The sequence below is a fragment of the Paenibacillus sp. JMULE4 genome, assembly GCF_013337105.1.
Lineage (GTDB): Bacteria > Bacillota > Bacilli > Paenibacillales > NBRC-103111 > Paenibacillus_G > Paenibacillus_G naphthalenovorans.
The window spans coordinates 354,830-366,896 of the sequence record NZ_SGWF01000012.1; the positions used below are offsets into that span (position 1 = coordinate 354,830).

10 protein-coding genes are annotated in these 12,067 nt (G+C 50.5%); all 10 read right to left on the reverse strand.

Annotated features, from left to right (window positions below):
- Positions 1-27 precede the first annotated feature (27 nt).
- Entirely contained in the window at positions 28-963 is a 936-nt protein-coding gene (locus tag EXW96_RS11325) for a nucleoside hydrolase (protein WP_174350574.1), read from the reverse strand.
- 91 nt (positions 964-1,054) lie between these two features.
- A complete protein-coding gene (locus tag EXW96_RS11330) occupies positions 1,055-2,128 on the reverse strand; it encodes an ABC transporter substrate-binding protein (RefSeq protein WP_174350575.1) in 1,074 nt (357 codons plus the stop codon).
- 177 nt (positions 2,129-2,305) lie between these two features.
- Positions 2,306-2,650 (reverse strand): hypothetical protein, encoded by a 345-nt coding sequence (locus EXW96_RS11335; RefSeq protein ID WP_054817573.1) that lies wholly within the window; start codon positions 2,648-2,650, stop codon positions 2,306-2,308.
- A gap of 181 nt (positions 2,651-2,831) precedes the next feature.
- On the reverse strand, positions 2,832-3,626 hold the full coding sequence (locus EXW96_RS11340; RefSeq protein ID WP_174350576.1) for an MBL fold metallo-hydrolase: 795 nt from the start codon (positions 3,624-3,626) through the stop codon (positions 2,832-2,834).
- A 364-nt stretch (positions 3,627-3,990) separates the two neighbouring features.
- Positions 3,991-6,312, reverse strand: a complete 2,322-nt coding sequence (locus tag EXW96_RS11345) for an S-layer homology domain-containing protein (RefSeq protein ID WP_174350577.1) — start codon at positions 6,310-6,312, stop codon at positions 3,991-3,993.
- A 40-nt stretch (positions 6,313-6,352) separates the two neighbouring features.
- Complete coding sequence (locus EXW96_RS11350) at positions 6,353-7,915, reverse strand: DHA2 family efflux MFS transporter permease subunit (RefSeq protein ID WP_137670635.1); 1,563 nt, start codon at positions 7,913-7,915, stop codon at positions 6,353-6,355.
- Between the two features lie 15 nt (positions 7,916-7,930).
- On the reverse strand, positions 7,931-9,250 hold the full coding sequence (locus EXW96_RS11355; protein WP_074728091.1) for an efflux RND transporter periplasmic adaptor subunit: 1,320 nt from the start codon (positions 9,248-9,250) through the stop codon (positions 7,931-7,933).
- A 17-nt stretch (positions 9,251-9,267) separates the two neighbouring features.
- The gene (locus tag EXW96_RS11360) at positions 9,268-9,927 is read right to left on the reverse strand and encodes an HlyD family secretion protein (protein ID WP_062406300.1); all 660 of its coding nucleotides are present in this window, start codon (positions 9,925-9,927) and stop codon (positions 9,268-9,270) included.
- Positions 9,924-10,361, reverse strand: coding sequence for a MarR family winged helix-turn-helix transcriptional regulator (locus EXW96_RS11365; protein ID WP_174350578.1), 438 nt, complete (start codon positions 10,359-10,361; stop codon positions 9,924-9,926). Before EXW96_RS11365 ends, EXW96_RS11360 begins: the two co-directional genes overlap by 4 nt.
- A gap of 313 nt (positions 10,362-10,674) precedes the next feature.
- Positions 10,675-12,021 (reverse strand): hypothetical protein, encoded by a 1,347-nt coding sequence (locus EXW96_RS11370; protein WP_174350579.1) that lies wholly within the window; start codon positions 12,019-12,021, stop codon positions 10,675-10,677.
- Between the last annotated feature and the right edge of the window lie 46 nt (positions 12,022-12,067).

Below are 12,067 nucleotides of genomic sequence, written 5' to 3' on the forward strand. Positions count from 1 at the left end.
CCTGTTCCGTTCCTTGTTTCGCCGGTACTAGATGCTGCGAAGAGCACGGATAAACAGCCGGAAGAAAGCGCCGGTATCGACTTCCAGGCATACATGGACGTTCGGCTGCTTGTGAAGCCGGTTCTGAAAATCGCAGACCGTCTGCCCGTCGCACAAGTCGCTTCGGGTCTCCACATCCACGTAATAATATCCGGTTGTGACCAGGTCGCGGTTTATGGCTACGCCGACGGCCAGCGGATCGTGCATGGCGCAAGCACGCACTCCGTACCGTTCATAGTAACGCTTCATATAATCTGCCGTGCTCTGCCGGACATAAGCACCTAAGGGAGAGCCGGCCAGTTGCCCGATGTGCTCTTCTGTCAGCAGCGCACGGCGTGTGACGTCCAGCCCGACCAGCGTTAATGAACGAAAGCCCGCATGCATAACGATCTTCGCTGCTTCCGGATCGACGTACATGTTGTACTCGGCGGTGGGCGTCACGTTGCCGAAGCTTTGGACTGCTCCTCCCATGAAGATCACCTCCTTCACGCGATGGACCAAGCCCGGATCTTTCCTGACGGCATGGGCCAGATTGGTGAGAGGCCCCGTCATGACCAGCGTAACCTCGCCCGGAAACCGAACCGCACTCGCGATCATGAAATCGGGAGCAAAGCCGTCCGCAGCCGTTTTCTCAAGCTGCATTGCGGATAACGCGCCGCCTAGACCGTCTTCCCCATGCACTCTGTGTTCAAACACGGCCGGCCGGAACAAAGGCCGGTCCGCCCCCCGGATGACGGGAATCCGCTCTGCCGCATCCAGCAGCTCCAAGATTTTGCATGTATTCTCGGTCGCTTTGGCTAAAGAAACGTTTCCGCTCACTGTGGTAATCCCCAGAATATCGAGCTGCCGGCTGCGAACCGCAAGCACAATCCCGAGCGCGTCATCAATACCGGTATCCACATCCAGGATAACTTTCTTTTGCATAACCGTCCCCTTTCTTCCGCATAAGCTCCCGTCAAGAAAAAACAAGGATACACTGGAAAACCGCATATCCTTGTTTATCCGTTCATTCGCCTTATTGCGTGATTTCCCGGTTCCAACGGTCGGTCCAGGCTTTCAAGCGTTCATTGACGAATTTCATATCCAGCATACGCAGTTTCTCCACAACCTCTATACCATAGGTGATTCCTTGTATTTCCTCCGGTTTCAGCTGCAATGTTTTATTCACCGGAGAATCGACAGCCGCTTTGGCCGCCTTCTCCTGAACTTCCTTGCTCAGATGCCAGTTAATGAACTCTTCGGCTAACGGTTTGTTCTTGCTGCCCTTCACTACATTCACGGTGTTGATTACAGCGTAAGCCCCTTCCTGCGGGGCGATGAACTTCGCGTCCGGAACAGCGGCCTTCAGATCTTTCACGTACATCTCCAAAATCGGTCCCGCGACGATTTCGCCTTGGGCGAACATATTCACGAATTCGGACGTCTTGCTGTAATACTTGACTACATGGGGGTTCAGCTCTTTCAGCTTGGCGAACGCCTGCTCTTCATCGAATGAGGAGGAGCCGGCCACATGCGATGCGGCATCAAGAACCATCGGGCCGCTCGTCGAGGTGATCGACGGCAGCGTCAGCTTCTTGGCCAGCTCAGGACTCCATAGATCACTCCAGGATTTCAGCTCCTTGCCCGCCGTTTTCGGATTGTATGCAATGCCCAGTTGGCCGATCGTATACGCCGGACCGTACTCCTCGCCGAGCGGCGCTTTGGCTATATTGTAAATCTGCTCGATATTAGGTATTCTGCTCCGGTCGATCTTCTCGAACAAGCCGGCTTCAATCGCCTGCTGCGCATAGTAATCCGACAAATAAATGAGGTCCACTTGAGAGCTGCCCTGCTTTACTTTGCTCAAACGTTCCGCATTGTTACCGATTTCAACGACGATTCGGGCATGATGCCGTTTTTCGAACGGTTCGTAGACTTCTTTCTTGAAAAAATCCTCCGAGAAGCCCCAGGTGGAAATAACGAGTTTGGTCGGTTCCCCACCGCCCTCCGACGCCGTACCGCTTGGTTCTTGCTTTTCCGTTCCGCACCCGGCCAGAGCCAGTCCCAAAAGAGATACTGAAATCAGGCCGCCAATCCATTTTTTCTTCACATCCTATTCCTCCCCTTGTTTTATGTGGTTAAATAAAAAAAGGAAAGCGCTTCAGCTAGAAAGAATCTTCTAACCAAAGCGCTTTCCCTTCGTAAACAAAGTCAGGCGTTATCCGTTAGTTTCCGTGGGGTAGCTCCCCTTAAGATATATCAAAAAGGGAACGTACCGGATATTCCGTCAGGATTCGGCCAAAATAACATTCGTGATGGCCCACTGGGTGGCAGGATCATAGTCCCGCAGCACCGCCTCAATGTCCAATTCGAATCTTTCCTCCAACCGTTCCCTCATCTTCTTCTTGTAAATGTTCGACATATAAAAGTCAACTTCATACTTCAAATTGGGGGCTTCTCCCTCCAAAGCTTCCGAACGCGGAGACCGGCGATGTTTGGCTTTGAAAGTGATTATATTGCCATCAATCGATACTTTAAGCGAAATCGTACCGAATCCGAACAAACTCTTGGATACTTCGTTATAAAGATGGGCAAGCTTCTTCTTACTTTCATTAGAATCTATCGGAAGCACGCTATCACCTTCTAAACCAGCATATCACCATATTACCTAAATAAGTAAAGTTTGGCAAGCTATTGTTCGGTTTCTTTTGTTTGTTTTTTTGCATTTCGAACATTTTCGTGCGGATGTTATGTCAATTTCCGAATAAGCCGTTTCTTCGCGGAGGTTGCCCGCCGCTCTGCAAATTTCCGGCCTATACCAACCGGTATACTTTTCCTTGCTGCAATAAACGATAGGCGCCAATGTTTTCACTTGGATTCTCCGGACTGTCACGATATGCCGTGTCCGCATAATGGCATAAGAGCGTTTTACGTTGAAAATCCTCCGGCAGCGTCAACAAATCGGCAATGGGCGTGTGTAGGCTGCGAATGTCTCCTCCTAATGCTTCGGTTTTGCCGAACCATGCATCGTGTATGATTAAATCGCATTCATTAAGCCATGCGATCAAATCAGGATCAAATCCCGTATCCGGGGCATAACCAAGCCTGAAATTGCCAAAGTCGAACCGGAAGGCGAGCGTGCGCGGGATGTGGCGAGTGGTTTTATAGCTGACTTTGAAGTCTCCGAAATCATGGAAATGCGGAATCGGAACCGGGTCAAAATACCAGTCAAAGGCAGCAAGCCCGCCTCCTTCGCGCACAGATGGCTCAAGGGCCGGGCGCAAATGAGTCCAGATGTCTTGAAGCAGCCATTCGGGACCATAGAGTTTAACCGGATTCTCGGTTTTGTAATACTGAAAGTATGCGAGTTCCTCAAGTCCGCCGACATGGTCTGCATGCATATGAGTAATGAAAAGCTCGCGATAACGGTGAAGATCGAGTTTCAGTTCCCCGTGCTTATTGTTAGAATGAAACATTTTTCCGAGATAAGCCGGGCAGTCAATAAAAAACTCACGGCCGTCCACGCTGATGAAGCTGTTCACAAAAAAATGTCGCGCAGTGAAGGCATCTCCAACACCAAGCGGATAAAGGATTACCGAGTTTGCCATATTTACCTCCCTCTCATGGTTGGAAACCATCCATCTCATTCCCGGTCATTGCGGGGTCCCGCTCTGCCCATATACCTGCCTGTCTCATCAAGGAGAAAGCATCTCCTTCATCAAAAAAGCCTTCTTAACTCTCATGAACAGGAGAGAAGAAGGCTTCCATACATATGGTCAGCAAAACGGTGTTATGATTTGCGCCGGACATGCCTGCCCCCGACGTGTCGGGGTTTACCGCCGAATTACCGCATTCGCCAAAACAACCATTCATATATACTTACTATGAATTAAACAGTACCATCGGATGATTAGATCGTCAACACTTTTTTTAAACCGGACTCATAAGACAGCCTGAAAATCAAAGGGATGATCATTGCTTCAATACAGCTAATAACCGTTTGGCATCGCCGGCAGGGGTGTTTATGGTTTCATAAATTTTCAGCGTCACGGGAATTTCCAGCTGATCCGAGCTTACATTATCAAAATTAATGATCTGGCTCCCGCTCATCAACCGGTTTTCTCCTGCCAACGTGTACACCTTGGAGGCTATCCGCGTGCCTTCACTGTTCTCCAGCTGCATATACAGCTTCGGATTGCCAGGGTCTACGATCACCTCATCGGTCGTATGAACGTCAAGGTCCATCTTGAATTTATAATTAAAGGTGTATGCCCGGGTCGTAGGGTTCGCCATCGTAACGGCGGATAAAGACCAGGAAGACAGCTTCAATTCAAAAGGATAGAACGTGAGCAAAGTAGAATCGGCTGCAGGCGGATTTACAGCCACACTGGTTTCAGCAACCGGAAATTTGTACGTTTGCTGCCCCTGCTGCTCCAAAAGACGGAAGGTGAACCGGGCCGCATCCTCGGATAAAGGTACGGTAAAGGTGAACGTGACTACCGTCCCCATTCCGGGCAGCACTTCTTTCACGGAGCTCGCAGTCCGGCTGCCGCTGTATAGGATGCCCTGGGCATTCTGCAGCTCGGCCGTCAGATCAGGAACCGAAAGCGGGCTGCCGCTCGGGTTCTTGAATTTCAGCTGTGCCACCGCCGTCTTGAAGCTTTGTCCTTCATTTTCAAACCAATCCAGACTCATCAGCGACACGCCCAACTGCGGACTAACGGCTTGACTTAGCGAGTCGATGGCAATAGGTTTGCCAAACTCATAAGCCGGCAATGCCATCGGCGTTCCGTAAGATGACGGGAATCTGAAGCCGATCCTTCCGGTATAGTACACTATTGGCGTGCTCTGCCCTTGCTTCAAGAAGCTTTCAGGCGATAGAACATAGAACGCAGTAAGCTGTGTGTTCAGGTCGGTAGTGACCGCGTAATGTAAATACTTCCTCTCGCCGGGATGGAGAGTAACGGGTTCCTGTTCGATCCGCTTCCCGATAAACATCTGTCCCTCCGCTTTTCCCCCGAGGGTAAAATCCGGAACGGTTTCCGTATAACTGCCCGGGTTTTCCACGATGAGCTGCACGATATAGGTCGGCGCTTGTCCTGTAAATTGTCGGTTCAATCGCGAAGCCGTATACTTCAAAGCAGAGGACTCTCCCGGAACGGAGAACGTGACGCCCCAATTCCCCAACAAAGCCGAATCCTCAATGACTGCATCCTTGCCGCGCCATACGATCGATCCGATTGGAGCATCAGCCAGCAGGGTCTCCTGCTTCGGATACACATTCTGATCTACATCAATCCAAAGCAAATCCGTTAAATTCAGCTCCGTTTTCACTTCAATCACGGTCATATAGCTTAATTCCACATAGCTCTGAGGCGGAATCGAATGCGGGTTGCTTGCGCTTGATTGCAGAACGTATACCGTGCCGTCCGAAGCTTTGGCCCGAAGCTCATAATCAGGAATCCGAACCGCTGAGCCCGATGTGTTCTTCAGCTTCACGACAGCGCCGATTCTCCAACCCTCATCAGTCTTTTCCTGCAGTACGCTTTTAACTTGTGCTTGCGTGCTGCCCGTAATGTCGTAGCTTGGCATATCCGTGGTCAGCGTAACTGCTCCTCCGCCGGGTTCATTCGTATTTCTGGAGCCAGGTATATATTGCTGCTTTGCTTCATAAGAAGAGGTAACCAACAGCTCGCGGGTGGCAGCAGAAGTACCTCCGAATGTACCGTCCGTTTCGCTGTCCATAAGCTTTAGCCGGATAGCCAGAGCAGCGTAGCCTTTGGCCCAATCCGAGACGGTCGGATCGTTCAAGCCCGCTGTCGATTTGGCTTCAGCATCTTTATTCAAACCGCGGATCAAAAAGGCGGCGAGCTGCTCCTTTGTCACTTCACCGGCCGGGTTGTACGCATTCTGAGCAAAGCCGTCCGTGAGATTAGCCCCTCTGAGCGCTTCGATATAGGGAAGGGCGTAGCCGTTCGCAGGGTCGTCGGCACTTACGTCGCTAAAGCTGGAAGCCTTCAAGGAAGTGTCCACCTTCAAGCCGAAAATCAACGCAGCGACCTTCGCGAATTGAGCGCGGTTCATTTTGTCTTTTAAACCAAATCTTCCTTCCCCGACTCCATCGAAAATGCCTGCGGATATCATCGTATCGAATTTCGCTTTCGCAGAAGCATCCAAATCCTTTAAATCGCTGAAGTCAGCCGATGACTTCGATGTACCGGCACCGAATGCTGCGGTTGAAAGCATCGAAAACGCCATAGCCGCACTCAATAGAATAGATAACCTTTTCTTCATTTTTGTAAACCTCCCGAAATCACTGGGCCGCCGGCTGCATTCACTTTTTTGCAGCAGGGGCTTTTTTCTTGCCGCTCAGGAAAAACACAAACGGGATGCAGAGAAAAGCAGGTATAGCCGAGAGGTAAAATGTATCGGCGATCGACCTTACCATGGCTTCTCTTTGCATAAAACCGGCCAAGTATGAGGCTGCGGTTCCCGATGCTGTCGCCATATCCACCGCCCAGGAATAAATCGCTCCGGAGAGCATCGAAAGCGTATCATTGGCCGTAATGGAGTCGACAGACACACTGTCGGAAATATGCTGATAATGAAGAATTTGACGGTTGCTCATGATGGCGGCGAAAAGCGCGATCCCCAAAGACCCGGCCACCTGACGGCAAACGTTGGACAGCGGAGAAGCGTTGCCGACCTGCTGAGGAGCCACAGCCATCATGCCGGCTGTGGTCAGCGGCATCATGCAAAGCCCGATCCCGATTCCGCGTATTGTTAAGATAAAATTCAACCAATGATTCGGTGTATCTGTCGTCAAATGATGCAGCTCCATCGTCATTATACCCAGGATAGACAGTCCGACGACACTTAATGGAACAATACCGAACCGGTCCGCCAGCTTCCCGCTGAGCGGCATCATCAAAGCCATGGCAACCGACTGGGGCATCATGAGTATACCGGTCTGCATCGCGGTAAGCCCCTGGATATTTTGCAGGTACAGCGGCGTTAAGAACGTACCGCCCATCATGCCCATCATGACCAGACTGCCCGAAATCACGCTGATCGTAAATTTGGCATTTTTGAAAATTCTCAAATCGAGCACGGGCTGCTCCACACCAAGCTCGACCCAGAGCAGCAGCAAAAAGCTGAAAAAGGCGATAAACAGCAGGCTGACGATGTACAACGATGTCCATCCTTCCGCTTGGCCCTTGCTTAAGGCCAGCAGCAGCGTTCCAAAGAATATCATGGAAAGCACCGCGCCGGTCGTATCGAATTTCAACCCTCCTTCACGCGGTGTGTCTTTCAGCAGGATCTTTCCGAGTATAACGGCAAGGATACCGATAGGAATATTGATGAAAAACAGCAGACGCCAGCTGTAGTATTGAATCAAATATCCGCCGAACGTCGGCCCGAGTGCGGGAGCTACCATGGCGGCCACGCCCCACAGCCCGATGGCGGTACCGACCTTATCTCTAGGGAAGTTCGAATAAATAATGGACATCCCGATCGGCATAATAAATCCGCCGGCGAAGCCTTGAAGCACACGGAATAAAATGAGCGTGCTGTCGCTCCACGCAAGCCCGCAAACGACCGACCCCAGAGTAAAACCGGCAACGGAATAGATAAACACGGTTTTATTCCCGAATCGCGCCCCCAGAAAGCCGCACATGGGAATGACCATGGCGGAAGCCAGCGTATATCCGGTGATAACCCACTGGATCGTATTGATATCGGAGCCGAACACCGCGACGAATTTATTCATCGCTACATTCATCAGGCTGCTGTTAAGTACAGAGACAAAGGTGCCCAGCACGATGGCGATCAGTGCAAACCACATCCCGCTATCTCCCGACTTTTGTTGTTGATTGACCGCCGATGCATCGGCCATAGCTGCAAGCACCTCCTATTGAGCTTTCACCTTGGTGCCATCCGCCAGCTTATCCCCGGGGTTCACGACAATTTGTCGGTCTCCCTTGAGCTTGTCATTCGGCTGCACATAAACCCAATCCTGATTTTTTTCTTCCGTTTTCACTTCTACGAGGCGAGCCGTATCGTTATCCATAATGAACAGATATTCCTTGTTCTCTTTTTTCACGATGGCGCTTTTCGGCACCTCGATCCGGTTATCCCCGGCACCATCAATATGGACTTCGGCCACCATACCGGCAAACAGCAGGCCGTCCTTGTTATCCACCTTTACTTTGACCGGGAATGTATTGCTGTTCGGGTTAGAAACGGGACTGACAAACGAGATCGTACCCTGGAACAATTGATCCGGTATGCTTTGAACCTTCACTTGTACAGGTGTCCCTACGTTTACCTTGGAAATTTGATTGTCCGCTACGCTCAACTCCACTTGTACCTGATCCATATTGACCAGGGAGATGATCGGCACCCCTGCCTGAGCCATCTCGCCCGGCGATATGCTTTTCTTCACGACGACGCCGTCGATCGGTGCCGTAATCGTTGCATTGTTCAGGCTGCTGTTCGCCAGCTCCAGTCCCGCGTGTAACCGGTCAACCTCCGCCTGAAGCGCTTTGAGCGTATTGTCCGTAGGCCCGATCCGGGCCTGTTCGAGCTTGGCCTTGGCCGCCTCTACCTGGGCCGCCGCCGATTTTTGCGCGGCCTGCGCCTGCTCGTAGCCCGCTTTGGCTTTCTCATAATCGAGCGTACCCTTATCCAGTTCCTCCTGCGTCACGCTTGAGCTGCTGTCAAACATGTTCCGCAGGCGGTTATAGGTTTTGGTGCTCAGGTCCAAGGCGGCGCTGGCTTGCTGCAGGGCAGCCGTGGCTTGTTCATAAGCGCCCTGCGCCATTTTCACGGCGCTCTCCAGCCCCTGTATCTCCTGCGTGCGGGCTCCTGCCTGCGTATCGGCCAGCTTCGCCTCCGCCGCGGCCACGCCGGATTGGGCTTGCCTCACTTGCTGAAGCAAGTCGTCCGTTTCCAATTGGACCAGCACGTCGCCTTTTTTCACTTTATCGCCTTCCTGCACATTCACCCCGGCCACTTTGCCGGATACCTTCGATACGATTTTGATATCTTGATCGGGGATAATTTTACCGCTTAACCCCGGATCCGTGAATTGACCAAGCTTGATGACCTTTACCGGCACACTCGCGGGATTCGCACCGCTTGCGTCCGATGTATCGCTGCATCCCGGCAAAATTCCAACGAAAACCGTTGTAAGAACCGTTGGAATAAGCCATTTATGTATTTTTTTCATGGATAACTAACCCCTTTTCAGTTGCTTTTCAAATGAATTTTGATCGTAGTACTCATGCCAGGCGATAAATCCAGCCCCAGCTGATCATCAATTGAAATTTTGACGGGAATGCGCTGGGTTACTTTGGTAAAGTTACCGCTGGTATTCGTTGAAGGAAGCAGCGAAAAGGTCGAAGCCGTGGCCTTGCTTATTTCTTTCACATGACCCGTCAACGGTTGGCCGGGAAACGTATCGACGCGGATATCTACCCTTTGCCCTTCATGGATTTTATAAATCTCTGTCTCCTCGATATTGGCTGTGACGTACAATTGTCTCTTATCCACCACCATAGCAACGGTTTGGCCCGGAGAGGCGACTTCTCCCGCCTTGACCAAGGTTTTGATCACCGTGCCTTCAATAGGGGATCTTAGTGCCGCTTGATCGAGGCTGCTCGTAGGCAAATTATTGCTGTCCTGCTGTCCGATAATTTGGTCGGCCATCACATGATCTCCTTCATTCACTTGCAGCGATATGACCTTCCCCGTAATGCGGGGCATGACTTTGTAAATATCTCCGGCAAGCCTTGAATCTTCGGTTGAGACATAATTTTGCCCTTCATACCAGAAGTAACCGCCGATTCCCCCTCCAACGACCACCAGGCACGTTAAAATAACATACAATACCGCTTTGCGCTTCATGTCTTCTCCCCAACCTTCATTTCTATTTGTTTGTTCAGCAATCTGATAGATTTCACAATCATGTTCAGTTCATGCTCCGGCAGCCCGCTCAGGAGCTCGGTATAAAACGTTTCCTGAAAGATCGTGTTTCCCGCCATTCTTTCCTGAAGCTTATTCGTTTTATAGATCCAAATGATGCGGCGGTCCCGATCATCCCTTTCGCGCCGAATCCAACCGTCCCGCTCCAGCCGGTCAATAATGCCCGAAACCGTGCTGTAGGAAAGCTGCACCGCATCAACAATCTGTCCAATCGTCTTGGGCTGCTGATAAATTTGATGCAGTGTCATCCATTGGGGAGGCGTTATGCTGTCATCTCTCATCTTCTTGCTTAAGATTTCATTGTGGCTGCGAATTAAATCTTTCAGCAGCTTGACGATCTCACCCTCCAGACCCATGGGTACACCCCCATTTAAGTTGTCGTTTTCATATTACATAAATCATTAAAAATGATACTTATAAATATTTTAAGACTATATATTTCGTGTCACTAAATTTTTATACATGAACTATATCAAAAAAAGCAGGCATTGGAAATCCTTAAATACAGGCATTTTTCCCCGAAAAGATGCATTCAGGCGATTCATCCCGTCATTTCCTCACAGAATGACATTGTGTCACCTTTTTGTTGAGTATCATTACTGTTAAACCATGGAAAAGGAGGGGCAACAAAATAAGAGGCCTCGAAGGCCTCTCATTCGGATTGATGCTCTATTGAATGATCGTGATAATCGATAATCCGAGGATGGCGACAATTAACAGGTGAATCCCGTTGGCGCGAACCCCTGCGGCAAGCCCCGTAATGCCGGACAGCCGGCTTACCAGCAAATTCAATGGGTTAACCGGACTTAGTACGGCTGAGGTGGACCAGGCGAGCATCAGCAGTATCGCAAGCGCAATGGGAGTCGTCCCCAATGCCTGGGCATCCATTTGGGTAACCAGCGCGGTAACGATCACCATCGGATGAATGCCTATGAAGGCAACGACAACGACAGTAACAATAATCGATATCTCGAAAATAAAAAACGACTGTTGGGCCAAGCTGATCAGGGCCCATTTCATCCCGCTTCCGAAGGCGGTGCCCTGCAAAGCGTTTCCTAATAATCCTGCGCTGGTAAACAATAGGATTTCATTATTCATAATGGGCACGGACCGGTCTCGAAAATCAGCCAGTTGGGTGCGCAATAGACTCCATTTTCCGGTTATGATTACCCAGCATAAAGGAAAGGAAATGGACAGAAGGCTCACGATGACAAGCATCGACCAATGGGTCAGCGTTTCCAGCAGAAAGGTCATACTCATCAAAACCGCGACAATCAAACCCAATCGAACGAGCTTTCGGCGATAGGTGCCGTCTTTTGATTCTTCCGCGGACGCCGCTTCGGCGAAAGGATCCGGGCTTAAGGGATGACGTTTGGACCAAAAGGCAAAGAGCACATTTCCAATCAAGATAAAGAGCAAGGCAAACCCGATGCCATAGGCCATGTATTCGATGGTCGGAATTTTCAAGTAATAGAGAATCAAAGCGACGGATGCATAATACGGCGACCACAGCATAGTCGTCGAGAAGCCCACTAAATAGCTTTTGGCAAGCATCACGGGAGGAAGCTTCAAGCCTTTAAGCAGTTCATCGACGATGCGGATCGAACCGAGGTTCAGAATCGGCCCCAGGACAAACAATACGCTCGTGATTCCCGCAAAAAGCTTACGGGGATGATGCAGCAATCCCCGAAGCAGCGTATCGATAGCATCAAAATATCCCCCGAGCTTTAACGGAATCGAAAGCAGCGGCACCAAAATGACGAGCGTAAGCAGAGGAAGATTCATCGATATGCCTTCACTGACTCCGTCGATCCCCCTCCCTTTTTGAAACTCCAGAACGATTCCGGTCATCAGCATGCAGATCCCAAACCATCGCGGCACGGGATCCGCTTTGGTAGCGCTTCCCAGAAAGGCGGCAAGCGCCATAAAAATGACCAGATACTCCAGCCATTGAACGTGAACAAAATATTGAATGAGGAATAGTCCGCACATGCCCAAAATCAAATAACTTCGCACCAGGTATTTCGCCTCCGGCTTTCAGTAAGAAAAGCTCCATATATCT